Annotated in this window: 23 protein-coding genes; 11 read left to right on the top strand and 12 right to left on the bottom strand. The window is 56.0% G+C overall.

Annotated elements, in window-relative coordinates:
* Positions 1-124 precede the first annotated feature (124 nt).
* A complete protein-coding gene (locus KTT_RS26140) occupies positions 125-955 on the top strand; it encodes a mechanosensitive ion channel family protein (protein WP_126600347.1) in 831 nt (276 codons plus the stop codon).
* A gap of 463 nt (positions 956-1,418) precedes the next feature.
* Positions 1,419-2,561 (top strand): lipid II:glycine glycyltransferase FemX, encoded by a 1,143-nt coding sequence (locus KTT_RS26135; protein ID WP_126600345.1) that lies wholly within the window; start codon positions 1,419-1,421, stop codon positions 2,559-2,561.
* A gap of 55 nt (positions 2,562-2,616) precedes the next feature.
* Here the strand turns inward: KTT_RS26135 and KTT_RS26130 are convergent, their stop codons facing one another.
* From KTT_RS26130 to KTT_RS26120, 3 genes are all read right to left on the bottom strand, one after another.
* On the bottom strand, positions 2,617-2,814 hold the full coding sequence (locus KTT_RS26130; protein WP_126600343.1) for a hypothetical protein: 198 nt from the start codon (positions 2,812-2,814) through the stop codon (positions 2,617-2,619).
* Positions 2,815-3,082: 268 nt separating this feature from the next.
* On the bottom strand, positions 3,083-3,877 hold the full coding sequence (locus KTT_RS26125; RefSeq protein WP_126600341.1) for a class I SAM-dependent methyltransferase: 795 nt from the start codon (positions 3,875-3,877) through the stop codon (positions 3,083-3,085).
* Positions 3,878-3,945: 68 nt separating this feature from the next.
* Positions 3,946-4,539: a Clp protease N-terminal domain-containing protein gene (locus KTT_RS26120; protein ID WP_126600339.1), complete on the bottom strand. Its 594-nt coding sequence runs from the start codon at positions 4,537-4,539 to the stop codon at positions 3,946-3,948.
* A gap of 413 nt (positions 4,540-4,952) precedes the next feature.
* Between KTT_RS26120 and KTT_RS26115 the strand changes: the two genes are divergently transcribed.
* Positions 4,953-5,546, top strand: coding sequence for a GNAT family protein (locus KTT_RS26115; protein ID WP_126600337.1), 594 nt, complete (start codon positions 4,953-4,955; stop codon positions 5,544-5,546).
* A 19-nt stretch (positions 5,547-5,565) separates the two neighbouring features.
* Here KTT_RS26115 and KTT_RS26110 read toward each other — a convergent pair whose 3' ends face one another.
* From KTT_RS26110 to KTT_RS26095, 4 genes are all read right to left on the bottom strand, one after another.
* Positions 5,566-6,975 (bottom strand): APC family permease, encoded by a 1,410-nt coding sequence (locus tag KTT_RS26110; protein ID WP_126600335.1) that lies wholly within the window; start codon positions 6,973-6,975, stop codon positions 5,566-5,568.
* Positions 6,976-7,007: 32 nt separating this feature from the next.
* Positions 7,008-8,333: a D-arabinono-1,4-lactone oxidase gene (locus KTT_RS26105; protein WP_126600333.1), complete on the bottom strand. Its 1,326-nt coding sequence runs from the start codon at positions 8,331-8,333 to the stop codon at positions 7,008-7,010.
* Positions 8,334-8,396: 63 nt separating this feature from the next.
* The gene (locus KTT_RS26100) at positions 8,397-9,638 is read right to left on the bottom strand and encodes an amino acid deaminase/aldolase (protein WP_126600331.1); all 1,242 of its coding nucleotides are present in this window, start codon (positions 9,636-9,638) and stop codon (positions 8,397-8,399) included.
* 21 nt (positions 9,639-9,659) lie between these two features.
* Entirely contained in the window at positions 9,660-10,274 is a 615-nt protein-coding gene (locus KTT_RS26095) for a TetR/AcrR family transcriptional regulator (protein WP_160146145.1), read from the bottom strand.
* 191 nt (positions 10,275-10,465) lie between these two features.
* Between KTT_RS26095 and KTT_RS26090 the strand changes: the two genes are divergently transcribed.
* Complete coding sequence (locus tag KTT_RS26090; protein ID WP_126600326.1) at positions 10,466-11,476, top strand: Yip1 family protein; 1,011 nt, start codon at positions 10,466-10,468, stop codon at positions 11,474-11,476.
* A 51-nt stretch (positions 11,477-11,527) separates the two neighbouring features.
* The gene (locus KTT_RS26085; RefSeq protein ID WP_126600324.1) at positions 11,528-13,636 is read left to right on the top strand and encodes a WD40 repeat domain-containing serine/threonine protein kinase; all 2,109 of its coding nucleotides are present in this window, start codon (positions 11,528-11,530) and stop codon (positions 13,634-13,636) included.
* Positions 13,637-13,748: 112 nt separating this feature from the next.
* Here the strand turns inward: KTT_RS26085 and KTT_RS26080 are convergent, their stop codons facing one another.
* Positions 13,749-14,393: a class I SAM-dependent methyltransferase gene (locus tag KTT_RS26080; RefSeq protein WP_160146144.1), complete on the bottom strand. Its 645-nt coding sequence runs from the start codon at positions 14,391-14,393 to the stop codon at positions 13,749-13,751.
* 324 nt (positions 14,394-14,717) lie between these two features.
* Between KTT_RS26080 and KTT_RS26075 the strand changes: the two genes are divergently transcribed.
* Positions 14,718-16,388, top strand: coding sequence for a cation:proton antiporter domain-containing protein (locus KTT_RS26075; RefSeq protein WP_126600320.1), 1,671 nt, complete (start codon positions 14,718-14,720; stop codon positions 16,386-16,388).
* A 24-nt stretch (positions 16,389-16,412) separates the two neighbouring features.
* Entirely contained in the window at positions 16,413-16,523 is a 111-nt protein-coding gene (locus KTT_RS37790; protein ID WP_371864910.1) for a rhodanese-like domain-containing protein, read from the top strand.
* Between the two features lie 49 nt (positions 16,524-16,572).
* On the opposite strand, the gene KTT_RS26070 is transcribed toward KTT_RS37790, so the two are convergent.
* The 3 genes from KTT_RS26070 to KTT_RS26060 all read right to left on the bottom strand — a co-directional run bounded on the left by KTT_RS26070 (position 16,573) and on the right by KTT_RS26060 (position 20,129).
* Positions 16,573-18,420 carry a S9 family peptidase gene (locus tag KTT_RS26070; protein ID WP_126600318.1) on the bottom strand — a complete coding sequence of 616 codons (1,848 nt, stop codon included), beginning with the start codon at positions 18,418-18,420 and terminating at the stop codon, positions 16,573-16,575.
* A 149-nt stretch (positions 18,421-18,569) separates the two neighbouring features.
* The gene (locus tag KTT_RS26065; protein WP_126600316.1) at positions 18,570-19,346 is read right to left on the bottom strand and encodes an SDR family oxidoreductase; all 777 of its coding nucleotides are present in this window, start codon (positions 19,344-19,346) and stop codon (positions 18,570-18,572) included.
* Between the two features lie 285 nt (positions 19,347-19,631).
* Positions 19,632-20,129 carry a DUF1579 domain-containing protein gene (locus tag KTT_RS26060; RefSeq protein WP_126600314.1) on the bottom strand — a complete coding sequence of 166 codons (498 nt, stop codon included), beginning with the start codon at positions 20,127-20,129 and terminating at the stop codon, positions 19,632-19,634.
* A 446-nt stretch (positions 20,130-20,575) separates the two neighbouring features.
* Here KTT_RS26060 and KTT_RS26055 point away from each other — a divergent pair, with 446 nt between their 5' ends.
* The 3 genes from KTT_RS26055 (at position 20,576) to KTT_RS26045 (ending at position 22,618) form a co-directional block, all read left to right on the top strand.
* A complete protein-coding gene (locus KTT_RS26055) occupies positions 20,576-21,202 on the top strand; it encodes a LysE family translocator (RefSeq protein WP_126600311.1) in 627 nt (208 codons plus the stop codon).
* 99 nt (positions 21,203-21,301) lie between these two features.
* Entirely contained in the window at positions 21,302-22,309 is a 1,008-nt protein-coding gene (locus tag KTT_RS26050; RefSeq protein WP_126600309.1) for a tetratricopeptide repeat protein, read from the top strand.
* Positions 22,310-22,618, top strand: coding sequence for a nucleoside triphosphate pyrophosphohydrolase family protein (locus tag KTT_RS26045; RefSeq protein WP_126600307.1), 309 nt, complete (start codon positions 22,310-22,312; stop codon positions 22,616-22,618). It begins immediately after the preceding gene.
* Here the strand turns inward: KTT_RS26045 and KTT_RS26040 are convergent.
* Positions 22,547-24,307 (bottom strand): ArnT family glycosyltransferase, encoded by a 1,761-nt coding sequence (locus KTT_RS26040; RefSeq protein WP_126600305.1) that lies wholly within the window; start codon positions 24,305-24,307, stop codon positions 22,547-22,549. The genes KTT_RS26045 and KTT_RS26040 overlap by 72 nt on opposite strands.
* A gap of 312 nt (positions 24,308-24,619) precedes the next feature.
* On the opposite strand from KTT_RS26040, the gene mdlC reads away from it, so the two are divergent.
* Positions 24,620-26,203, top strand: a complete 1,584-nt coding sequence (gene mdlC, locus KTT_RS26035; protein WP_126600303.1) for a benzoylformate decarboxylase — start codon at positions 24,620-24,622, stop codon at positions 26,201-26,203.
* The last annotated feature ends 69 nt before the right edge of the window (positions 26,204-26,272 follow it).

Below are 26,272 nucleotides of genomic sequence, written 5' to 3'. Positions count from 1 at the left end.
TAAGGTTGGTGCAATTCAGCCACGTACAAATAATTTGTATTATGTCCTAATCAATTTTGGCGCGATGGTTGATTGCGCGCTAGTAGTTATCAATGGATAGTATTGTTAAGAAAGGATTCCCTTCATGACAGTTGTGACCAATTGGGGAACCGCGATCATCAGTGCCCTGGCCAATGCGGTCAACCTGATTCTGAGTTTTATTCCCCGGCTGCTTGGATTTATCGTCATTTTAGTGGTTGGCCTGATTATCGCCTCTATTGTCGCCAAGGCTGTGACCTTTCTGTTGCGCAAGATCGGCTTTGATCGCCTGAGTGATCGCATTGGTCTGCGCCGCTTTGAGCAGAACCTCAATGTTAACATGGATGCCGCCGGTGTGCTTGGTCGCATCGTATACTGGTTTATCCTGCTGATCTTCCTGGTTCCCGCGGCCGACGCCCTGGGCGTGCCCGCCGTCAGTAACGTCTTGAACACCATCGTTGCCTTTATCCCGAACGTTTTTGTCGCCATCCTGGTGCTCTTCCTGGGTGCGCTGCTGGCCGTGTTTGTCGCGGATATCGTTCGTGGAGCGACTGGGGCCGCGCGCGTTGGTAATCCCAATGTGTTCGCCAACATTGCCCGCTACGCGATCATCGGTTTCTCCGTCCTGATCGCCCTGGAGCAGTTGAATATTGCTCCCGCCCTGCTCAATGAGCTGTTTGGCGCTATCGTAGCCGGTGCCGCCCTGGCCTTTGGCCTGGCCTTTGGTCTTGGTGGACGTGATGCCGCCAAGCGCATGCTGGATCGTACCGAGGTTACCGTGAGCGCAATGAGCACCGCGGCCTCCCAGGGCAACCTGCGCCCGCCAACGCGGTCCGCGAACAATGTAAATGATCCCTATGCGCAGCAGCAGGTACCATCATCTCCGTACGACTCTCCGACGCAGCGGGTATCACCAAATAACAACCCACAGCGCTAGATCTGTGCATCGGACTGTCCTTTACCAATCAGAGGTGCCAGCATGTGACTACATACATGCTGGTACCCTTGTTTAGTAGTAGGTGGTGTAGCACAGTGAGCGCGGGCTGATGCCCGCGCTCACTGTGCTACACCACCTACTACTAAACAGTGCGGCCGCGTAGCGGACGCGCGTGTGGGGGCGCGCAAGTGTCCTCAACATGACGTAACTCAACCACGCTCTCATAAAAATGGTTAAGAAATATAGAGGAATCGCCCCAACCCCTCATCTTTTTCTCCTATTTTAGTACTAAAAGCTGCTATTGGTGGCCATTTTTTTATACACTGATATCTATCAACTGTTAGAGGCGATAAAAAAAGGAACTTTTCTATCTTTTCTATTAAAGAACATTTCAATGTAAGGATAGCCAGTTGTATCCGCGAAATCAGTCAACGAGAGAAAACAGCCATAGAAAGCTTACAATATGAATGCATGTTTGATTACCGATCGGCAACAGTGGGACGATTTTATTGCCACCGCTCCCTTTGGAGCGATCACCCAGACGTACGAGTGGGGTGAACTGGCCCAGCATGCCAATTCAAAGCCATTGTACTGTGGCGTGCTGGATGATCAAGATCAACTTCGGGCGGCCATGATGGTGCTGGTAATATACGTTCCTACAGTCAAAAGCTATTATTTTTATGTCCCCCGTGGGCCTATCGCGGCCAGCGCCAACGAGCCAGCCCTGCCGCTGCTGATGAATTTCGTCAACAGCCAGGCGCGCCGCCACAAAGCCTTTATGATCAAGGTTGATCCGGTCGCCGAGGCCAATGATGCCGACTGGCTGCGCTTCTTTCAGCAGAGCGGCTTCAAAGCCAGCGATAGCGTCTTGCACGGCCGCAACGAATGGGTGCTGGACATCTATCCGGACGAGAAGGAGCAGATGGCTCAGATGAAGGAGAAGTGGCGCTACAACATCCGCCTCGCGAAGCGCAAAGGTGTTGTTGTCCGCCAGGGCCACGGTCCAGAGGATATGAGCGCCTTCCATAAAATATTTCAGGAGACTGGTGAGCGCGACAAGTTCTATGTCCACTCGCAGGAGCACTTCGAGCACATGATGAGCCTGTTTGAGCCGGGGGAGAAGGCGGCCCTCTTCCTGGCCGAGTACGAAGGTACGCCGATCGCCGGCATCATCGTGATGCGCAGCGGCAAGTGCTGCTGGTATCGCTACGGCGCCTCTTCGGCCCAGCACCGCAATGTCATGCCCAACCACCTGCTGCAATGGACCGGGCTCCAGTGGGGACGCGAGCACGGCTGCACCTACTACAATTTTATGGGCATCCCCGTTGATCTTAGCGATGAAGAGGGTCCCAAAGATCCCAACTGGGGCGTCTACACCTTCAAGCGCGGCTTCGGTGGCTACGCGCGCTGCGCCATGGTTAGCCAGGAGAAGGCCTACAACCTGCCCATCTACAAGCTCTATGGCCTGATCCGCGATCTCAAGCACACCTATGATCGGGCCAAATACGCCCGCTCGGAACTGGCACAGAAGCGCGCCACCTATGGCGCGAAGAAGCAAGATGCCTCCGATGATAAGAAGCAAGATGCCGCCACCCCGGCTAAATAATCTCTAGGAAGATGCCGCCGTGAGAATGTTCTCTCACGGCGGATATCGCCACAGTTTAGCCGTGGCACTTTTCCAATTCAATGGTTATCGTAGCAAGCGTCTTCTGCAGGCTCTTCACAATATGTACCGTCTCAATTGGATTGACCCCCTCTTCCTCCGCGGCCTGCAGATCCTCCTTCAAAACTCTGATCTCCTCAACCAGGCGATCGTGTAGCTTACGCAGGTGTTCGCACTTATCTGTATCGTTGCTCATGGTATTTCCTCCATCTGCCTCTCGTATTATTGTTTCCAACCCTACTTTTTCCGATACCTATGGATAGCAGGTCAAAGCTGACACCAATCATATTATACATGGACGCAAATAAGACAAACTCTAATCTCCGCAATGTAACGCATTGATGTATTTTTGTTGGGAAGGTGGCTTTGCTGGGAGAACATGTGCGCCCGGGAACGGGCCGCGTTGCGGCAAAGCCGGGGCAAGCCCGGCACCTACGCGAGGCGTTTTCTTTTGGGGGCGAGGATTATTTGATGGCGATGCGGACGCGGTAACTAATATACCAGGGGATGGGTTTGGGTCCGATATATTGGGTGGCCGCGCTGCTGAGGCTTTCCAGGCCGCTTTCTTGTTCGCTGAATTGGAACTGGTTGCTGAAGGCATTGCTGCTCATCATCTCAATGAAGCGTGTCGCGTCTCCGTGCTCGACGTGGTGCAGGAGCAACTCGCGTGTGAAGCGGAAGTGGCCGCTCTCGCGCATGTGGTCGAGATGTTTATCTTTGGGCCAGATCTTGAGGGTCCGGGCCAGGCCGCGCTGCTGGACCAGCCCCACTATGTGCCTGGTCATCTCCTGTGTGAGCCGATCAAGTTCCCAGTGGATGGCAAATGGCGTATCATAGTCATAGGCCGCGAAGAGCCCTCCGGGTCGCAGGATGCGGGCAACCTCGGCCAGGGTGATGGTTGGTTCCATCCAGTGGAACGCCTGGGCGGCGGTGACTATATCAGCGCACTCATCTGGTAGGCCGGTCTGATGCGCCAGCCCCTCCTGATATTCGATATGGTCCGCGTAGGGATGGCCCTCTGTTGTCCGGACGGCTTCTTGGCGCATGTCGGCATTGGGTTCTATTCCGATCACTCGATCGGCACGCTCACCCCAGAGCGCGGTAGACAATCCGGTTCCGCTGCCCAGGTCTACCACCAGGGTGGGGTGTGGCGTGTCAATCAATTGCGTCAGTAGATCGAGTAGGGCTGATGGAGGTGTCGGGCGTGCCTGGTTATAGCTGCGAGCCTTGCCGGTCCAGATATGGCTGGTATCTGTCATGATGGTTCCTCCAGACTTTGGTTGGTGGTTCCCTCTTCCTATTATTTTTATGCGAAGTTGTTATGGTGCTATTGTCCCAGAAGCTCGGCTACCTGTGCGCGCACCTTTCCCAGCACACCTTGCGTATCGAGGATATCGGCGGCGATGCCTCCGCCCTCGCGTACAAGCGCCAGCAGGATATGCTCGCTGCGTACGAAGGCGCTGCTCTGCCGCTCGGCCTCATCTAGAGAGAGTGAGAGCACCTTGCGGACGCGCGGCACATAATCAATCTCCCCCTGAACAGGCTCGGGACCACGTCCGATCTTCTCCTCGATGGCGGCGCGCACGAGATCAAGCGTAACTCCCAGTTTTTCCAGTGCCAGGCAGGCGAGACCGTCGCGCTCGCGCAGCAGGCTTGCTAACAGGTGTTCGGTCCCGATGTAGTTGTGGTTGAAGGAGCGCGCCTCCTCTTGAGCCAGGGCAAGTACGTTTTTCGCGTATGCATTCAAGCGGCTGAGGTGTTTGGCGGGTATCCATGTCGGCTGATAGCTCTGTAACGCCTGAAACAGCAACTGGTGAAGGACGCTGGTGACCGTGCGATCCTCTGTCTGAGCAATCTGCGCCAGTTGCTCATAGAGATAGAGCGGAACTTCGATCCGCTGGCGATCCTTGCTGGATGGCATACAAACGCTCCTTTCTCTACATCCTTTTTGGGAATACGGGGGTATTTACCATGGTTGTATGTTGAGAATACCATGGTAAATACCCTTATGTCAAGGTGAGAGGATGCCTTTGGTGGAATATGGACGTGAGGGCGAGCATGTTGGGGACATGATCAACGGGGTCGCTGCGCGACAAGCCGGGGCAAGCCCCAATACTTTCAACTTAAGCGAAATGAAGACATTACATGTGGCGCTTTTGAGCTCAAATTAACGTGATAAGCAATGCTTTGGGCCCTTAAGTTGAAAGTATTGGGGGCAAGCCCGGCACCTACGAGGGTGCTTGTTTCCTTCGGGGAGTGTTATACGTGCTTCTTGCTTTTTTGCTCATGGTACAATGACAATTACATTTTTTAATGAAAGAGAGCAAAATACGGATGGAGCAGGGAAGCTTTACTTTGGGACAGCAGGCCGGATTGTTGTGGACATGGTGGAGGGAGGATTCTTTGCCCGCCTTGCCTCTGCTTGCCGATCTTGTGATCGAGCAATCGGTGGATAGCGCGGCGCTCGCCGGGTTGATGGCAACGACTGAGGAGGCGGTGATGAGCATGTTGGGGGCGGGTCATCGCGCCTATCTGGCATATATGGGGGCACTTCCGGTGGCTGTTGGCTGGTCGGCGGGCGGGCGGGCCGAATTTGGTGGTGGGCTGGTTAAATTTGAGGTTCCGATAGGAAACCGCTACCTTTATTATTTTATTACGCTGCCCGCGTGGCGCGGTCAGGGCATCTACCCCCGCTTGCTTCAACATATTTTACGATGTGAGGAGGAGAACGAGCGTTTCTGGATCGTCCATCAGCATGAGAATGTGGCCTCTCAACGTGGGATTGAGAAGGCCGGATTTCAGATCGCCAGCAAGGTCTATTTCATCGCAGCTGATAAGCTGGCGCTCGTTCCTCCCTCTGTTGAAGCGAGCGAAAGAGCGCGAGCAGGGTCTGCGTTGTTCGGCCTTCCGCTCTGTGTGAATAGTTAATCGGTCGCAAGGACCGAACTTATGATATGGTAGTGATTCTGGTACGCAGGAGCCAGAGGATGATGAGGCCGGCGACGATCCAGGCTCCGACAACGATGGGGACGAAGCTGAGCGGAGCGGGTCCCGGCGAGACGAAGGCGGCGACGAAGATGACTCCCATCAGCAGGGTGCTCAGGATTGGGATGAGCAGGTGGCGGATGGGCTTGAACTGGTTACGGCGCCGGCGCCAGAAGAAGCGGACGCAGGCGATGTTGACCAGGATATAGATGGGGAGGATGAAGAGCGCGTCCAGTGTGCCGAGGAAGGAGAAGGCGGTAATGGGCGTCATGAGGATGCCCATGGGGATGCCGCAGGCGAGGGCGAAGACGCAGAGCAGGGTGACGGCCCCGATCGGCGTCTGATGTGTGGCGTGCGTCAGGGCGGTCCAGCGTGGCAGCAGACCGTCACGTCCCACGGTGTAGATGATGCGCGCGCCGCCGTTGATGATGGCCAGGGCCGCGCTAAAGAACGAGAGCGTCCCGGCCAGATCGATGATACTGGCGAATAGGCCGCCGCTGAAGTGACGGCCCAGCGTATCGAAGGGTGCAGGGTCATTGGCGTAACCGCTGGCCATATTGTTGATGCCATAGCCAACCGTCGCCACGTAGGCCATCAGCACGTAGAAGACGCCCACCACCAGCATTGAGCCGAAGACCGCCTGTGGAATGTTGCGATGAGGATTGCTGGTCTCCTCGCCCAGCGTAGCCGCCGTCTCAAAGCCGATAAAGCTCAGCACCGCAAGGATAACTCCGACCGTCAGATCACCGTTTCTGGGTACCTGCCCGACGCTAAACGGGGCCGCGCTCAGCCCACCCTGAGCGCCCACATGGAACAGGATCAGCAGCGCCAGGATCAGGCAGATGCCGATCTCAAAGGCCAGCAGGGTCATATCCACGCTCAGCGACTGGCGAATGCCGGTGTAGCAGAGCGCGAAGACGATACCGACCGCCAGCACAAACCAGAAGATCCAGCTGACCTGCAGACCGAACCAGCGCAGCACCAGGGTCTGGATGTTAGCGCTCATCAGGACGAAGGAATAGGGAGCGCCAACCGCGACGGCGATCAGGCCCAGCCAGCCCGTCAGGAAGCCCCAGTGGGGGCTGAGTCCCTCGCGCACGTAGGTGTAGGCCGAGCCGCTTGAGGGCAGCTCGCGCGACATCTCGCTATACTGGTTGGCGACCAGCAGGGCCACGATAAAGCCGATCACGTAGCAGAGAGGGACGGCCGCACCCACCACGCCGGCCTGGGGGATCGTGTTAAAGAAGATCGAGGCGGCCGGCGACATCACCGCCACCGAGATCACCACCGCGTGGCGCAGACCAAGAATCCCTTTTCCCAGCGCGGGCGTTGCCGGGGGGCTAGCCGGAACGGGGGACGACGCATCACTCATGTGGCACTCCTTGCTGAAGCTGAAGCGGACAATCAGAGCGCGGCCGGCTCGTTGATAGCGAACAGGCTGCGTAGATAGGCATTGAGGAACAGACCCTGTGGATCAAGCGAGGCCCGTATCCGCTGGAAGTCCTGCCAGCGCGGATAGAGCCGCGCCAGGCTCTCGGCATCCTGCGTATGCAGCTTGCCCCAATGGGGACGCCCCTGGTAGTGCTTAAAGATCTCCTCAATCTGTTGAAAATACTCGCGATAGGGCATGCCTTTATACATATGCACCGCCACATATGCGGATGTACGCTGGTAGGCCGGGCTTAGCCAGATATCGTCGGCCTGTACAAAGCGGCACTCCACTGGAAAATGCACCCGTGTATGATGGGTTTCAATACTCTGCTTGATCTCCTGCAGCACCGCTGGGAAGTGCTCGGCCGGAATGTTATACTCCATCTCCTGAAAGCGCACCGCGCGCGGCGTGGCGAAGAGCCGGTGGCTATAGTCCACCTCATCCACGCTGGCGATGCCCTGGGCCGACAGCTTGCTGATCGCAGGCGTCCACGCTGGACGCAGGCGACATGTCTCCGAGAGTAGCCAGTACAGCCCGTTCTCCAGCACCACCTTATTGAATTGTCCCCATAGATTGCTGCCGCTGGCCTCGTCCCGCGTCTCATTCAGGAACTTGGCCTGCACCCACTCTGTATGCGGCATCCAGAAGAACTCAAAATGATCGTTGTTGTTCTTATAGTATTCAATGTTGTCCATGCACACGTCCAGGCGCTCGCGGTGGCTCTTGAAGTGTAGGCGGGTGGCCGGGACGACGCGCAATTTGACGCGGACAATCACGCCCAGCAGGCCCAGCGAGACTTGAGCGGCCTTAAAGATCTCCGCGTTATGCTCGGCGGAGCAGACCAGAATCTCACCACTGGCGGTGACCAGGGTCAGTTCCTCGACCTGAGTGGACAGGTTGCCGAAGCGGACGCCGGTGCCATGCGTGCCGGTACTGATGGCGCCCGCGATACTCTGCACATCGATGTCCCCGAGATTCTCCTGAGCCACGCCATGCGACAGCAGGGCATCGCCCAGCTCCTTCAGACGCGTTCCACCCAGTACCATGGCCGTCCCCGCCGCCAGATCAACCTCCTCAATACCCTGCAGGTTATCGAGGGAGACCAGAATATCACCGGTTTCGACCAGTGGGGTGAATGAGTGGCCCGCCCCCACCACACGCACATGGCGTCCGGTACTCTGGTAGTAGTGGAGCAGGTGGGCCAGTTCCGCGATGTCGGATGGCTGGACCACCTGTTGCAGGCTGGTACGGACAGAGCCGGACCAGTTGCGCCAGTGGAGTGTTTGTTCTGTGGCCATTGGAGTCTCCTCACATCAAATAAAAAGATATATCGGATAGTATTAAATAGGATTCGATCAATGTTATAGAAAACATTGGCCATCGCCACGATAGGTAGTGACCTCATCGACGATGGTGCCGTGAGAGATAAGCAGCAGGGAGTTAAAACGTTCACAGAGTTCGCCAGCCTTACTGTGACGCAGCAGGATCGGATCGCCCGGTTGGAGGTTTTCCGGTCCGGTATAGTGAATGGGGGTCTGCACCTCTCCAGCCCCCTCCAATGGCTCCAGACGAGCTCCAACAGGGAGGTAGGGTTGCGGCAATCTATCACGTCCAACGGTGCCCGAGGCGATATAGCCGCCACCCAGGCAGGTATAGATTGTCGGCGTAGGACGGCGCACGATCTCAATGGCGAAGCCGGCCGCTGGCTGATAGCGGAAGTCACGGTAATTGTCGAACAGCGCGGGCGCGTAGAAGCCGGAGCCCACTGTGATCTCGGTGACGGCCTCCTCTTCGCGGGTAGTGTGGACGCTGCCGGTGCCACCACCATTCACAAAGCGTAGCGGCGACAACTGGTAGCCCTCGATCAAGGAGATAGCAGTAGAGCGGCGCGCCGCAGCCTCGCGGATCGAGCGTCCCTTCAGATAGCGCACCAGCGCGTTTTTTACCGCGCTTTTGGGATAGTTATCGCCCAGGCCCGCCACCTGGGCCTCATAGCCCATGATGCCATCCAGCAGCACGTGCTGAGAGGCCGCGATGCTCTCCAGCACCGGTCGTATCTGCTCTGGTGTGCGCAGCGAACTGCGCCAGACGCCCACGTGCAGTCCGGGCAGGTGCAGAGCCATATCCAGATCCAGGCAGACCGGAATCGGCACTCCGTGCTGGCTGGCGACCTGCTCGATCCGGGTGATATGCGCAACACTATCGATCATCAGCGTGATGTGCGTTCCGGCCTTGATCGCGGCGGCCACCGCAGCGATATCCTGTTCGTGCCAGGATGGATAGCCTAGCAGCAGGTCATCAAAGCCCTGGGAGGCCAGGTATACCGCTTCGCGGGCCGTAAAGCACATAATGCCCTGGAAGCAGGGATCGGCCGCCATGATGTGCTTGAGCACCCACACGCTGCGCACCGATTTCGAGGCCACGCGGATACGCTTGCCATGGGCCCGTTCCGCCACCGCCTGGATATTCTGGTCCAGCAGATCCAGATCTACGTAGGCCAGCGGCAATGCGCGGCCCGCCAGGATCTTCTTATAGTATTGATAATCGCGTGCTTCCTGCACCTGTGCCGGAGAGGATGCGGGGGGATCGGCGGATATACTCATGGATCGAGGCTCCTTTATCTTCTATGATGGTTGCCCGGTAGAATGTAGCGCCAATAACGTGACCGATGCGATCAGATGCTCCAGATCGCGTCGGGCCCTGACCGTATCGCGATCGCTGATAAATTGCAGGATGAGGCCATCGATGCCAGCCACCACGAAGCGTGCCAGTTCGGTCGCCGGGATCGCGCAGGTCTGTTCCGTGTCCTGCATGGCCTTCTCAAATAGCGCCTCGACGACCGCGCAGTAGCCATCATACTGCTGGCGGGCCAGCCAGGCCGACTCAGGATGGCGCAGGGCGTAGAGCGTCAACTCATACTGGATGATTTGCTGCTCAGGATAAGACTCGACATGGGACCAGAAGGCCCGCAGACCATGCGCGATCGCCTCGGGTAGCGTGCGGCCTTCGAAGCCAACTGATCCCACGATCTCGCCGGTCTGCTGCATCAGCGTCTGCAGTACCGCGAACAGCAGATCATCCTTGCTCCCAAAATAGTAGCGCAGCATGGCCTGATTGACCTGCGCCTCGGCCGCGATCTTACGAGTCGTCGTCTCAGCGATGCCATCGCGCGCCAGCACGCGCAGCGCCGCCTCGATAATCGCCGCCCGCCGCGCGCTGATCGGCTCCAACTTGACCACGCTAGCTCCTTTCGCCATATAAAAAATTATTCAATCGATTGAATAAATAGTAACCAGTAAAAAAGCATAAGTCAAGGGAAATGCCCTGGTATTGATTAATTGATGTGTTTCTATTAGAATAAAAGCCTTAATAGCTTTTATTCTAAGCTCTCTGCAGAATTAGATGTTTGCAGAGAAAAAGAGGATTTTATATGTCTGAAGAATCTAATCAGAACAATAATCCAGCATCCCAATCCCCCCACTCGGATGAGAAGCCCGATACTATATATCCTTCCGTACCCGATGGATCGTTGCCTTATCGTGAATATTCCTCATTGTCTGATGACCAGGCTTCACCTGAGAATAGTTATCCGCCACCTCCCAGCGCTTACTATAATTATCCGCCCCCAAACGAGCAGCCAAATCCTGGATATGGCTATCCACCACCTCCAAATGGGCAACCAAATCCCGGATATGGTTATCCGCCACCTCCAAACGGGCAGCCTTATCCTGGATATGGCTATCCGTCACCTCCAAACGGGCAACCTTATCCCCCCCGGGCTAATAATCGCCAGCCATTGCCCCTGGGTGAGGCGATCAAGCAGCTCCCCAAACAATATTTGAGAGTTTTGACGAGACCGAGCGCCGCAACCTTTGCCGAGGAGAAGCAGAAGGCGGCCTGGAATATTATCTGGGTGCAGATTGCCTTCATTGCCATCATTGGAGCGTTGATTAGTTTTGCGGCCTATACCTACGTGCTTCCGACGTTTGTATCGCTGTTCAATCTACCAAAAATCGGCACAACCAGCTTTGCGGATATGTATAAAGGAATGGCCCTACAGGGCAGTTTGACCGCGCTCTTTTCAACGCCCATCTCTTTGTTCATAAACTGGACAATCTACTACTTTATCGCCAAACTCTTCAAGGGGCAGGGAGAGTTCATCGAGTACGTTTATAGTGCCTTGCTTTTCTATGTACCAATCCAGATTATTAGTGGATTGCTGCTCCTGATTCCATTTGTGGGTTTCTTTTTAAGCGCTGCGGTCGGCATCTACATGTATGTCCTGATGATTTTGATGACCATGGCCGTTCACCGCTTAAGTGGGGGAAGGGCTACCCTGGCAGTCCTTATCCTCCCCATTATCGCGCTCGTTCTAGTAATTATAAGTGTTGTTCTACTTATAGCTATTTTTAGCGCTCTTGCCTCTAGTGTTGCACGTTAAATTGAAGATCACTCAGATGGAAAAGAGTTTCTCTATGAATGCAATTATGCTATGACCGCGAAAATGCTTTACTGTGCCCGCTGTGGCGCGGCTAATTCTTCACAAGATGTCACCTGTTTTGCCTGCCAGAATCAATTAGGCTTACCGGGGGACGATGATGATACAGCGAGTGAGCTGATTGGCGGGCGCTACCGTGTGCTGGCGCAGGTTGGCGTGGGTGGTTTCGCGACGGTCTACCAGGTGCAGGATACGCAGGAAAAGAACGCCATTCGCGCTCTCAAGCAGATTAACTTGAGCAAGTTGACGGCTCAGCAGGCCATCGAGGCGACGGACGCTTTTAACCGTGAGGTGCGCCTGCTATCGCAACTGGCGCATATTAACCTGCCACATGTCTATCATCACTTTACCGATCCAGAGCACTGGTACCTGGTGATGGATTTTATCGAAGGGGAGACGCTGGAGCGCTACCTTGAGCTTCAGGTTTCCTCGACTCCTGCTGTGGCACAGCCTGCTCCTCTATTGCCTTTTGACGAGATCTTCTCGATCGCGCTACAGCTTTGTGAGGTACTGAGCTATCTGCATGGCCGCCAACCGCCGGTGATCTTTCGCGACCTGAAACCTTCTAATATTATGCGGAGCAGGACCGGACAACTCTATTTGATTGACTTTGGCATCGCGCGTCGCTTCAAGCCGGGGCAGGCCAGAGATACCATCCCATTTGGTTCGCCCGGCTATGCCGCGCCCGAGCAGTATGGCAAGGCCCAGACCACGCCGGCCTCGGACATCTTTAGCCTGGGCGCGCTGCTCCACTATCTTCTCTCAGGTGAGGACCCGGTGGAGAATCCCTTTAAATTCTCTCCTATAAGTGCTTATGGGCAGAGTGGCGTTAGCGAACTGGCAACCCTGGTTGAACGGATGGTGCGTTTCAATTCTGCTGAACGCCCTTCCTCGATCGCCGAGATTTATCGAGAAATCTTGCTCATCAAGCGTGCTGGTAGTAATCCACGGTCTGGCACTCCAGCCCCGATGCGGGTTGGTGGAGCATCCACGGCCGGACAGGTTCAGATCCAGACTTCGTGGCCAGTGTTAACCAGACGGCGCATCCGGCGGCGGGCAATCCTTGTCGGATGCACGGTTCTGGGCGTGGCCGTGGCCTTTGGTGGAGTGCAAGGTTTTAATGCGTACCGTCAAGCGAAGGCTTTGCGTCTGCAGGAAAATATCTTGAATGATAACCAATTCATGTATACCAGTGTGCTCGCTCCCGATGGGCATACATGTGTCAGTATCGATACAGATATCTTTCTTGTCTGGGATATTCGTCAAAACCGACCAATCTGGGATGGTGAAGAGGATGTCAATCCTCGGCCTGAGCCTACCTGGTCACCCGATAGCCGGCATTTTGCCACTGTCGCAGGTGATGGAAGTGTCACGGTGTGGGACTGGCGTCAACAGCAGACCACCCATGTGGTCGCCGCTTATCCGTTTGGCCGGAATCTTAACGCAAATACATGCCTGGCCTGGTCGCCTGATGGCAGATACATAGCGGTAGCGCAGAGCGATGCTGAAAGCGGAAAGGTAGATTTACAGATCCTTAATCCCACCAGCGGTGATGTTATTGCCAGTGATTCTTCGTTATTCAGCCCTATCCTGGCGCTTGATTGGTCCCCTGATAGCAAGATGCTGGTGACCAACAATGCGCAAGATGTGTTAAATGTCTATGAAGTGAGTCCCCTTTTCAAGTGGCGTCATACGTATGCGCTTCCCCGGGCGCAGTTGTTCCCTCATGAGCATATTGATGCCGTTGTGCGCTGGTCGCCTGACGGAAACTGGATTGCTGCCGCCCCTTATCAAGGGCCGTTGAGTATCTGGTCTCCCATCACCATACAAGGAATAACCTTCGCTGATCCTGCCAGCCATAGAAATCTTATATATTCCGGCCTGAAATGGTCTCCTAATGGAAAGCACCTGGCTGCATTTAACTCAGAAAATAACATGAGCTTCTGGAATGTAAGCACAAAGCAGGTGCTGGATACGTCATCTGTATTCTCGGTGGGCGATGACAGTAGCCGGGCAACGCTCTACTGGCGCTCCGACAGCCAAAGTGTTGACATCATTGATGTACACAGGCGTATCATTAACATTCCCATCCCTGCCAGATAGAAGTTAGTGTTTGATTAGTTCTAAGATTTACAGGCGATCGAATAGCTACATCGCGCAAAAGACAGGCTTGTCGTTGCGCGATGTGCGGGTTGTCGTCTAGCTTTAGATGTTATTATGAAGTGGCGGGCCTGGTGCCGAACACGGCGATGTGTTTGAACTGACGAGAGATGGGACCTGGTCTGGACGATACTGCCGTAAACCCGACGCTTTTCATCGGTGCAAACACCTGCTCTTCGATGAATGCTTGATCATAATAGTCTCGCTCCTCGTCCGTTTTGCCATAAGCGAACGTGAAGAGAAGCGTGCCTCCTGGTTTGAGCACGCGAAACATTTCTGTGAGGATTGCGTGGGGTTCTTCTGACCACCAATAGAAGGTATGAATGCTGATTATTTTGTCAAAGTAATGGTCCGCAAAAGGAAGTCGCGTGGCCTCTCCTTGCTGGAGTGTGACCCGCCCTGCTTTGACGGCGTGCGCATTGCGTTCCCGGGCACGTTTGACCATCGTGGCAGATAGATCAATTCCATACACGTAGCCATGCGTTGCTTTTTGCTCTAATAGTTGAATGGCTTTGCCGGCTCCAAAGCCAAACTCTAGCACGCGATCGGTTGGTTGTACATTCGCTATTGAGACGGTCCAGCTTGTCTCTTTTTCATGCTGGCGCACCATCAATTCACCCACAAAGCGTCCTATTACTCCCTGTGGACAGCCGTAGTGTTTGTTCAGGACAGGTTCGAAGACACGGGTAATCTGGATCATACGTTCCTCATTTCTTCTTGTTAAGCTTCTCTTAGCGTACCAGTCCCTTCTCTGCAAAACAAGCACATAAAGGCTATATCCATTATTAAGATTTTTTATGAGTGAGGGGCGCACCATCAGATCTACAAAAGAACCTCTTTCAGCGGCGTCCGATGCCGCTTAATACCATTGCGTATTTACTTTGTGCGTGGAGATGTGAGTACAATATGAGGAACGCGCGAACGATAAATAATGTGGTCCCCCTGTGATCCATTTATTTCAGACCGTAATTCATATTCTTCACAATGATGAACTGACCTTGTGATTCTCGACCGGGAGTTGCCGATGAATGAACTGAGCGCCGAGTCTCTGGTAAGCATACTGGCTCTTGTAGGCGTGGTCATTATTATAGCTGCCCTCCTCTCGGGGGTGATTGAGAAGAGCGGATTTCCCCAGGTGGCGGCCTTTCTGGCCCTGGGAGCGGCCCTGGGTCCGGTGGGCCTGAATGTGCTGCATATTACGATCGATTCTCCCAGCATCCATATTGTATCGACCTTGAGCCTGGTGCTGGTCTTATTTACCGACGCTATCGCGTTGGATTTTTCTGAGATCAAGAAAGCCGGTCCACTGGTCTTGCTTGTGCTGGGACCCGGAACGCTACTCTCGGCCTTCCTGGTAGGGGTAGCGGGCTGGGGGCTGCTGGGGCTGGCGCCGGCGGCCGCCGCGCTGGTGGGAGCCGCGCTGGCCTCGACTGATCCCGTTTTGCTGCGCGGCCTGTTGCGCCGCGAGGAGATTCCCTCGACCGCGCGCCTGGTGCTGCGCCTGGAGAGCGGCCTCAATGATATCGTCCTGCTGCCGATCGTGCTGGTAGCGATGGTCTTCTTAGATCCTAAGACTTCCGCCACGCCGTCTGAGTGGGCGAAGCTGGCGCTCGACCTGCTGATTCTGGGTCCTGGCGCCGGTATCCTGGTGGGCGTGATTGGTGTAGCCACGCTGGATCTGATCCGCAGACGCATCGGTATCCGGAGGGACTACGAGTCGATCTTCTCGCTGGGTATCGCCTTTACCGCCTATGCGGCGGCGGAGGCTGTGCATGGCAGCGGCTTTCTGGCCGCCTTCGCGGCTGGTCTGACCATCTCGCTACTTGATGTTGAACTCTGTGATTGTTTTCTAGAGTACGGTGAGACAACGGCGGAGATGACGCTGCTCTTTACCTTCGTGCTTTTCGGTAGCGCGCTGATCTGGAGCGGCCTGGGACAGATTAACGGTATGCTTATTCTGTTCGCACTGCTTGCCCTGCTGGTGCGCCCGGTGGCCTTTCTGATCTCCCTGGCGCGTGTAAAGCTGGCGCCGCGCGATCGCCTGCTGATCTCCTGGTTTGGACCACGCGGACTCAGCTCGCTGCTGCTGATCCTGCTGCCGGTCTTCGCGGGCCTGCCGGGCTCGCAGGCGCTGTTTCCGATCTGCGCGCTGGTTGTGCTGTTCTCCGTCGTCGTGCATGGGAGCGCGCCCATGTTCCTGCTGGCGCGCAAGAAAAAGCGCCGTGGTCCTCCGTCTCATGCGGCGAGCGGGCCCGGCAACGAGTCGGAAGGGGCTCTCTATGATGAAGGCGGCCATGACAGCCGGCCAGTAGAGGCGCGGCAAGGTAGCGGTGGTCCGGGTAGTGAACCGAGAGAGGCGCGCCCACGTCGGCAGCCTATCACCGTTCCCCTGTTATCGCCGCCTGCGCCGGTAGAGGAGCAGCGAGATGGTACGTCAGGCGTCCAGACGGAGATGGCTCAGGCGGTGAAAACGAGCGGGCCGCAGCCCTCGATCCGTATCTCTATTGATGAGCTGCGTGACCTCTGGAAAAGGAATGCGAAGGTCGTTATCCTGGATGTGCGCAAGCTGCGTCCCTATAGTGCGAGCGACGAACAGGCGAAAGGCTCCATCCGCCTCTCGCCTGAAAAGGCGGTGACAGACGCGACGGAACTGGGACTGTCCCGTGACGGCTGGCTCATCGGCTACTGCACCTGACGGAACGAAGAGACAAGCGCCCGTGTGGCGCAAGAGCTAAGACGAGCCGGATGGCCGCGCGCCTACGCCCTCGTCGGCGGCTGGGACGCCTGGAAAGAAGCCGGGCTGCCCATCGAGCCAAAGCCATCTGAATAACCACTCAAGGCGTACGATCACAGCACAACTGGATCGTACGCCTTGTCTTTTAGCGGGTGTGATCTCCAGTGAGAGTTGCGTAGGCAAACGTCAGCATGCGCTCGTACTGGGCGATTTTCTCCTCGACCACCAGCGACCCGTGTCCGGAGTCGAACCAGTCGATTTCGATCCACTTGCCGAGCGCTTGCAGGCGAGCTACATAGCGCTCTATCTGGCGTGGCGGACAGCCGTAGTCGTTGCGGCCCTGGATGACCAGTATAGGTGCCTTCACCTGTTCCGCGTAGGTCACGGGTGAGCTAATGCGATACTGTTCCGGGCGCTCGGAGGGCGTGCCTCCTAGCAGCCTGGTTGGGCGTAACGCTTCATGGGTATCCTCGTAGAGCAGGGCCCAATCGGCGATGGCAATGCCTGCCATGCCCGCGACCCACAGTTTTGGATATCTGCCGAGCGCGAGCAGTGTCAGGTAGCCTCCATAGGACCAGCCGGTCAGCAGTACAGCTTGCGGATTGGTGATCCCGGCATTGACCAGCCAGTGGAGCGCGGCCACAATATCTTCCACCTCCCAGTAACCGGGATTGCCCAGCACCTGGTCCTGAAAAGCCTGACCGAAGCCGGTTGAGCCCCGATAGTTGACGCTACAGACCGCGAAGCCATGATCGACCCACATCTGCAGATCTGGAGCCGGGTCGACCGTGCGCTGCGTATGCGGCCCTCCATGGAGGTCGATGATCGTCGGATATGGTCCCTCGCCATCAGGTATGATGAGCCACGCCTGTATCTCCTGGCCATCTGAAGAGGGAAACGTGATCGATCGCCACGGTCGTCCGGCGGGAACCTGCTCAAGGGCCAGCAGTGTGCGTCGCTGTTGACCTTGACTCGTATCCAGAGCCATGATTTCGGGACCAAGCACAGCGCCATCCTGGATCATGCCCCAATGCGTGTAGATTTCGTGGGCATTGCCATAGTAGCTGCACCAATACGTACCGAGGAGACTGTCCAGCACCTGCACGCTGTGGTCGGCCAGCGTATAGATGGCAAATCGTGTCCCATCCTGTTGATCTTGTTTCAGTAGCAGGCTCCGACCATCGGGCGACCATGAACATGGAGCGAAGGCGCCATCCAGAGTATCCAGAACTAGCGGGAAACGTTCCCCGCTCCGTGGATTCCAGACGAGATGTTGTTGAGTATCACCATGGTGCAGGGTGGCCCACAGCCGTTCATCGCCCACGACGGGCGAATAATCTCCCATTGAGACATAACCACCTTGCTCCTCTTGCAACGTATCCATGACGTCCCCGCTAGCGAGGTCGATAGATAGCAATTGACCATACATAAAGGGATTGTGAGGCTGCGAGATCATCACCGCTGTTGTACCGGAGCTGGAAAGCGCCACTAGCTTTCTACCGTGCAGACCTGGAATCGGATTGTGATAAACGTGTTGTACCGAACCGATGCTATCATCCGATCCGAGCGGTACGATGTAGAGATCTATCCCTGTGCTCTTTCCCACTAGAAAGCCGAGCATCCTGCCCGTAGGGTTGATGAACGGATCGGCCAGGTAGGGTGGGAGATCCGGGGTGAGGTTTTGTGGCTCGCCGCCCTCAAAAGGCACGCGGACAAAATGGCCTACCTCATCACCATCATCGTCATGCAGGTAATAGACGTAGCGCCCATCCCCCGAGAGACGACCGACGAATGCTCCTTGCGGCTCGTTGCTGATCTGCCTCAGTTTTCCTGACAGCACGTCCCAGGCGTGAAGTTGATAGCTGCCTGACAGATCACTCAATACCAGCCCCCGCTGGGGCGCCTGATGAGCGATCTGCGACCAGCCCAGCATAGGGGCACGGAAGCGCTGCTTCCAGGTCGCCTGCGGATCTGTGGATAAAGGCTTTAACACTTGCTGTTTCTCCTCTTCTGATCGACTTGAAGTCGAGGAGGATGTGTGGCGCACAGCATACACTGGAAGCGTTCAGAAAGGCGACAAATTGAATTATGCCTTATCAGGTGAACACCTTCCTTCAATTAGAGAGCAAAAATTGCATATCTTTAGCGGCCGCCGCCGATTTCAAGGATAGTGCCGGTGGTGTAGGAGGCGGCCGAGGAGAGCAGCCAGAGAACGCCGGCGGCGATTTCATCGGGTGTGCCTGCTCGCTGCATGGGAATGGTCGGGCTCATTCTTTGTGGGCGATCGGGGGCGCCGTTGGTGGCGTGCAGATCGGTCTCGATGAGGCCGGGGGCGATGGCGTTGACGCGGATCCCCTCGCTGGCGACCTCGCGCGCCAGCCCGATGGTGAAGCTGTTGATCGCGCCTTTGGAGGCCGCGTAATGGACCCATTCGCCTGAGCCGCCGGTGCGAGCCGCGAGCGAGGAGATGTTGACGATGGAGCCGCCCGAACCGCCGTGGCGCAGGGACATCCTGCGCACAGCCTCACGCGAACACAGGATAGTGCCAGTGACATTGACCGCGAGCATGCGCGTGATCGCTTCGGCCTGCACATCTTCAACGCGCGCAAAGCCACCAGTGATGCCGGCGTTGTTTACCAGTCCCTGAAGCGGACCTAACTCGCGCTCGGCCGTCTCAAACAGGCGCAGAATATCCTCTTCACGCGCTACGTCGGCCTGGATGGCGATGGCCCGGCCGCCAGCGGCAACGATCTGAGCAACGACTTGTCGAGCAGTAGCCTCTCCATTGGCGAAATTCACCGCGACGGCGAAGCCAGACGCGCCCACGAGCCTGGCGGTAGCGGCCCCAATGCCACGGCTGGCACCGGTCACGATGACCGTTCCAGCCTTTTTCTCTTCTTCCCTATTCGCGTGAGGCATAGATACTTCCTTCTATCTTTATCAGGTACAATAGAGTGCTTCGATATGGCTCTTATATTACCATATCTTTTCTATATTGATGGGTTTTACAGCTCTATTCTTTGTGTGTTGTCCTGATGGGCTGATAGATCTAGCTCAACTGTTGGATGCTAGCTCAGGTGGATGCTTCGGGAAGGGCGGCATAGCCCTCGTCATGGGCTATGCCGCTGTTGCCCGCCGGAAGTAGTTCTGAAGGCCATAGATGCCGATGCCACGCGCGGGTCTGAAGGTGTGGTGCCGGGGACGCTACTGCCGCCTGGTTGACTCCATGATCCAGTTCACATCCCAGGTTTTTCCGTCATCCATCGAGAAAGACTGTTGCCAGCGGAAGGAATTTTCAGTGAACTGATCCAATTGAAAGCAAACGAGCACGCGCCTGCCATCGTTTGTGGTGATGAAGCTATCGAAGCGGCCAACTCCATTCTCGAATTTGCCAACCAGCGGCTCAAAATCGGGAGCCTGGCGATTATCGAGCCAGATGAACGACCATTCGCCCGTCTCTGGATTATAGGCCCGCACATTGACACCCTTGACGACCTGTCCAGAGGGGAACATTCCCTCATAATGGTCGACCATCACACGTCCATCGCAATACTTCGTCCCCATACCCGAAACGCCCGTAAATTCTTCCCATTCAGCCTCTTGATTGTCCTCAGGATTCTCATAGAGAGAGTTAACCTTCTTGCGCTTATTGACAACGTCCCAGGTATGTAGAAAGAAATCGAAATCGGTTATGTCAGACATGTTTTCCCTCCAAAGAATATTGTTCCCCAAGTATACAGGTTGAACTGGACATAATCGGTCCTGATTAATTTCAAATGATATAGAAGTTTTACGTGTAACAGGGTCCACAGATGTTCTATAGAGTCGATGCTTGCATAAGATGGAGTGGGTATGGTACACTAGCAGCTAGCTCGTCCAGCTTTTGTATGCTGGATTGATCAGATGAAAGAGAATGCATGGGCCAATCTGAATTGTGTTGTGACAATTGTATACGCCTGACAGCAGTTCAGCAGCAGCAGGGAAACCAGTTCCATTGGAGGTATGGTTCGCTGCGCATGCTCTTCACAGCCTGATCGTTATAGAGTATAAAGAAGCAAATAGAAAAGAAGCCACCAGACCTCCCGCGCAGGTCTGGTGGCTTCTTTTTGTGTGTATGAGAGCGGGTCGTTCCTGATGAAGGAGAAGAGATGGACTTCAGTTTTCTGTTGCGGGGTCTGTTGATTGGCTTATCGGTTGCCGCTGTGGTGGGGCCGATGAGCGTACTGTGCATGCAACGCACGCTGAATAGGGGTTTTCGCTATGGTTTTATCTCAGGATTGGGTGTGGCTTGTGGCGATGCCGTGTATGGCTGTATCGCGGGCTTCGGCCTGACCGTTATCGCCGGCTTCCTGGTGCGTCAGCAAGGCTGGGTGCGCCTGGTCGGCGGCCTGTTTCTTGTCTACCTCGGCATCAAAACCATGCTCACCAGGCCCGCGCAACAGGCCGCCAGCACCGCAAAATCTAAAGGCAATGGCTTGCTAGGAGCCTACGTTTCCACCTTTTTACTGACCCTGACCAATCCTGTGACCATCTTATCCTTTGCCGCGATCTTTGCCGGCCTGGGAGTGGGGAGTGGGAACAGCAACTTTGTGAATGCCCTGCTCGTCGTATCCGGCGTTTTTCTGGGCTCGGCCCTCTGGTGGTTGTTCCTGACCGCTGGCATCAGCCTGGTGCGAGGGCGCTTCAACGCGCGCTGGCTGCTGTGGATCAATCGCCTTTCCGGCCTGGTAATCACCATCTTTGGCGTGATTGCGCTGATCAGCCTTTATAGATAGCCAGCAATTGGCGGGGCAGATTTCTGAAGTAGTGTATGGCCGGCAACCGCATCTGCTATACTCTATTTCAGAAACGCTGAAAAGGGAAGGGAAGGATATATGACGCAACAACATCAGGGGGAGCGAGCTTTGCCGGAACAGTTTGATGCGGTGCTGAAGACGATGGAGGGGATTGTCACCTCCTATTTTATGGGTGGTCGGTTGGAGCAGGCGTTGCACACATTGCGGGCCGGCCAATCTTTACTTGAGCTACCAGAGGTGCCTGCAGCCGCGCGCGCGCGGTTTCTGCTGTGCTATGGACGCATGCTGACCCTCAAGACACAATTTGAGAACGCACCGGAGGATGAGGCGATCGAACTGTTGCAGCAGGCGCGGCAACTCGGGAAGCAGGTGGACGATGCGCGGCTTATCGCCGATGCCGTGGATAGTATCGGTTTCGCCGGCTACACGGTGGCCTCCAATCGGCATGAGGGTGATCCCTCGCTGTTGCAGGGCTATTTTCAGGAGGGTCTGGAACGAAGGCAGGAACTGCAGGATCAGCGCGGTATCAGCGAGAGCCTCTTCCATCTGGGCTTGATTGCAGATATTATCGATCAGCCTGAGCAGGCTCACGACTACTACACGCAGTCGTTGCAACTGGCCCAAAAATACAATTACGCAAGGGAAGCGGCGGAGGCGCTGCGCCATCTTGGATTTCACGCCCAACGAGAGGGCAATCTGCCGGAGGCCCAACGCTATTTCAGCGAGGCACTGCAGATGGCCGAGCAGTGTGGGATGCAGATGTACCTGCCCTTCGCCCATGTAACCCTGGCCGATGTGTATCTGGAGCAAAAAGAACTGGACCGTGCCAGCGAGCACGCCCAGCAGGCGCTTGAACTGGCGCGGCGTCTGGACGTTAAAAGGGCCCAGATCTTTGCCCTCTTTAGCAGTGGAGGTATCCGCCAGGCGCGTGGAGAGACGCAGCAGGCCCGCGACTGTTATGAGCAGGCACATGCGCTGGCGCAGAGCATCGGACTCGGCTACGCCATCCAGCGCGCCAGCGACGCCCTGCAACATCTTCCGGGCAGTGTGGATAGCCAGTCGAGCGCGAATGAGCAGGAGCGATAGATGGATCTGGATGAGATAGCGGAAGGTGTCGAGCAGGTTTCACAGCGCTATGCCGAGCGATTCAATATCGAGCGTGACGCTACCTGGTTCGTGCTCAAGTTGCAGGAAGAGGTCGGAGAACTGACCCAATCCTACCTGATGCTGTCAGGGAGAGCGCGTACAAAAGGCAAGCCCCTGGAAGAGATTCAAGCCGAGTTCAACGCTGAGGTTGCCGACGTCTTTTGTCAGATACTCTTATTAGCCAGGGCGAGCGGCATCGACCTGGAAAAAGAGGTTGCGGACAAATGGTTGAGCAGGCTTAAAAGCTAGCGATTGGGTGCATGTTCGCTCGGCGTCGAAGACGGCGTAAGCGCCGATTGTGAAGTGGGAACAGAGTCCTCGTTGCTTGAGATCGGATGCGCATGAGGTATCCAGCGGTAATAGATAAGCCGCATGCGCATCCTGCCGGGTCATATCAAAATACGGCTGATATCTATTGTGCTTATCGGGCTGAAATGAACAATCATCTGTGATTACGCCGCAGGTGATGCGCTCGGCGCTCTGGAACGCCAGGCGGTAGCAGGTCCAGTAATCGGTGTAGACGTGGGCGATGTGGTGTTGGGAGAGGGTGGTGATCAGCGCCTCTTCCTGCTGGTGGGCGGTCCGGGCCTGTGGCACCTCGCTCAGTGTTTCGTACGTGCCATAGCTCAGACTGATAAGCATGACCAGCACCAGTCCGATGATCAGCATGACACGGAGGTTTTTGGCCTTATGTATAATCAGGCGTTTAGACACGAAATCCCACAAGGGCCAGAGCAGGATGGGAAGCGCGATCCAGAGGCAGATCAGGTAGCGGGAGTAGACCGAGGCTCCATCGAGAGGAGCATGGCTACGCATAAACGAATACAGAGTTAACACCGCCTGCAGCGTGATGGTCAGGGCAGTGCAGGAGCGAATGAAACCGTCTGAGAATGTCCCATCCCCCGCGTTCTTACGCCGTTGGCAGGCGGAAAAATGCCTCCATACCTGGTATCCCAGCAGGATAGTCGCGTACAACAGTAATGCCAGGTAAATGCATGACCAGCCCGCCCTGACAACGATACAAGTGGGACCCAGCGGCTGTACAGGCTCAAAGCCCAGAACCTTCAGACCTGGCAGGTCATCGGTATGGCAGAAAGGATTGCCCGTAATCGCTGGCAGGCTGTACAGCATAGTTCTTCCAATCTGCTGCATGGTAGTACTGACAGACCACCTGGGCGTCCCCTGCATCCCGATCAGGACGGACCAGGAATTCTGGCCCGGTGCCGCGCACAGGTTATAGAGGATCAGCGGCAGTGCTCCGATGATGAGCCCCAGCAGCACCAGTAGAACATGCCCCCGTTTCAATTCTGCCCAACAAAAGTACAGCAGGAGCAGCGCGGAACACGCAATGACTGGCAAGATCAGCAGATCGCTCCAGATCCCGATCCCAACGATACAGCCCCAGAGAAGATATCCCCCCTTTCTCCATATAGTAGCAGCGTTCGATCTAGTTATAGAAAGAGCGAGCTGTTGCGCGAGGAGAAAAGAGAGCGTGCCACATAGGAGAATCTCTATGTAGCCTCCAATCGCATTCAACTGTCGCGAGAATACCGTGTTGGAGCCAGGTCCTAACAGCAGGAGGATGAAGAGGGCAAAGCGCCGCGTATACAGGCGAGCGGTCAATATATAGAGGCAGGCCAGAAAGATGGCAAATAGCAGGATCAGACCCAGCCGAAGAGAGAAGGTGGAACTACCAAAATAAAGGAACAGTCCGGCGCCAAGGTAGGCTTCAAGCGCCCCCATATAGTGTTGCCCATAGAAAAAAATGGGAAGATCCCCTGTCAGAATGTGCCGGGCCATAATACCCATCACACCTTCGTCCGCATTCAATTGAGGCCAATCGTTGTAGGCGAGAAAGAGGCGCAGTGCGCTGGCGCAGATAATCAGCAGCCCCGCGCACAGCTCAAATTTATAGCCAGCACAAAATTTCTTTACCATTATATTGACCTTTGGCAGACTAAACAAAGGATATATAGTCAGAAATATGTTATATGAGCAAAATTGGAAATATTGATGTGAATTGATGTAGGTGGCATTCATATTATAAATAAAATAGTATGTAACAGCAAGTGCATGAAAATATATGCGGGCGGGCCTCTTGCTGACCCTGGATCACGCTCAGCGGATAATCCTGGCGTATGAATCGGGAAATTCAAAATGCAAGTTCAGCGAGAAAATGCGTACGCCCTTAGCATATAAGGTAGAATAGAAGAGAGTTGAGAATGATTTTTAGCTGGAAAGGGACATTTTATGGTGACAGTGCGTGAGGAGACCTTTCGTTTATTACGCTTGCTTGGCCTGACGACGATTTTTGGCAATCCAGGTTCAACTGAACTGCCGTTTCTGCGCGATTATCCCGATGACTTTCGCTATGTGCTGGGCCTGCAGGAGGCGTCGGTGTTGGGTATGGCCGATGGCTATGCCCAGGCCAGCGGGCAGGCGGCACTGGTCAACCTGCATACCGCGCCCGGCGTGGGTAACGCCATGGGTAATATCGTGACCGCGTTCTATAATCACAGCCCCTTGATTATTACCGCCGGCCAGCAGACGCGCGCCATGATGGCCCTGGAGCCACTGCTCTTTGCTCGCGATGCCGTTGAACTGCCCAAACCATATGTGAAGTGGAGCTATGAGCCAGCGCGGGCGCAGGATGTGCCGGCGGCCATCATACGGGCTTATCACATGGCCACCCAGCAGCCGCGCGGCCCCGTCTTCCTCTCCATCCCCATGGACGATTGGGATGCCGAGGTTGAGCCGCTGGCCCTGCACGAGGTTGCCTGGCGCATCGCGCCCGATCCGATCTCGCTGCAAGAGGTGGCGAGGCAACTGCGGGACAGTCAGAAGCTGGCCATGGTTGTCGGGGCCGATGCTGACCGCGATGGCGCCTGGCAGCAGATGATCGAACTGGCCGAGCGCACCAACGCCGCCGTCTGGCGCGCCCCGCTATCCGCTCGCGTTGGCTTCCCCGATACGCATCCCTTATTTCAAGGGGATCTGCCACCGGCCGCCAGATTGCTGGCCGAGAAGCTGTCCGATTATGACACTGTACTGGTTGTGGGCGGGCCCGTCTTCCACTACTATCCCTATGTGCCGGGACCCATCGTCAAAGAAGGCACCAATGTTATCCACATCAGCAATGATCCCGAAGAGGCCGCCCGCATCCAGGTGGGGCGCAGCGTGATCGGGCATATCGCCCTGACGATCGAGCAGTTGTTGTCTCGGCTACCGCATACAGAGCGGACAAAGCCCGCGCCGCGCCGTACGCCCGAGGTGCCTGAGGCCCGAACTCCTATCTCGCCGGCCTTTCTCATGCACACCCTTGGGCAGCAGCTGCCCGCGAACACCGTCGTGCTCGATGAGTCTCCCTCTACCGCAGGCATTTTGCGCCGCTACGTCAAGGCCAGCCATCCCGGCAGCTTCTACATGACTGCCAGTGGGGGACTTGGCTACGCCATGCCAGCCGCCATCGGCGTCAAGCTGGCCCTGCACGACCGACCGGTGGCCTGTGTGGTTGGAGACGGCTCCAGCATGTACTCGATCCAGTCCCTGTGGACCGCCGCGCAACTGCACCTGCCAGTCCTCTTCGTCGTCCTGCGCAACGAAACGTACGCCATTCTCAAAGCCTTTGCCCGCTTCGAACAGGTCGGCGAAAAGATTCCCGGCCTCGACCTGCCGGGCCTCGACATCCTGCAGATCGCCCGTGGTTTTGGCTGTGAAGCCCGGCGCGTCGAGCAGCCCCAGGACCTGGTTCCCGCCATCCAGCAGCACCTGCAAGCCAAGGGCCCCACGGTCCTGGAGGTGCTGGTCGAACAAAAGGAGTCGTCCCTGCTCTGACTTTCTCGGGCAACGGACACGATAAAGTTATGAGCCATGCTGGATTTCGCGAAATCCAGCATGGCTCAT

Source organism: Dictyobacter aurantiacus (genome assembly GCF_003967515.1).
In the GTDB taxonomy this organism is placed as follows: Bacteria; Chloroflexota; Ktedonobacteria; order Ktedonobacterales; family Ktedonobacteraceae; genus Dictyobacter; species Dictyobacter aurantiacus.
The sequence above is the reverse complement of the archived record's forward strand: the minus strand, read 5'-3'. Positions and strand labels throughout refer to the sequence as shown.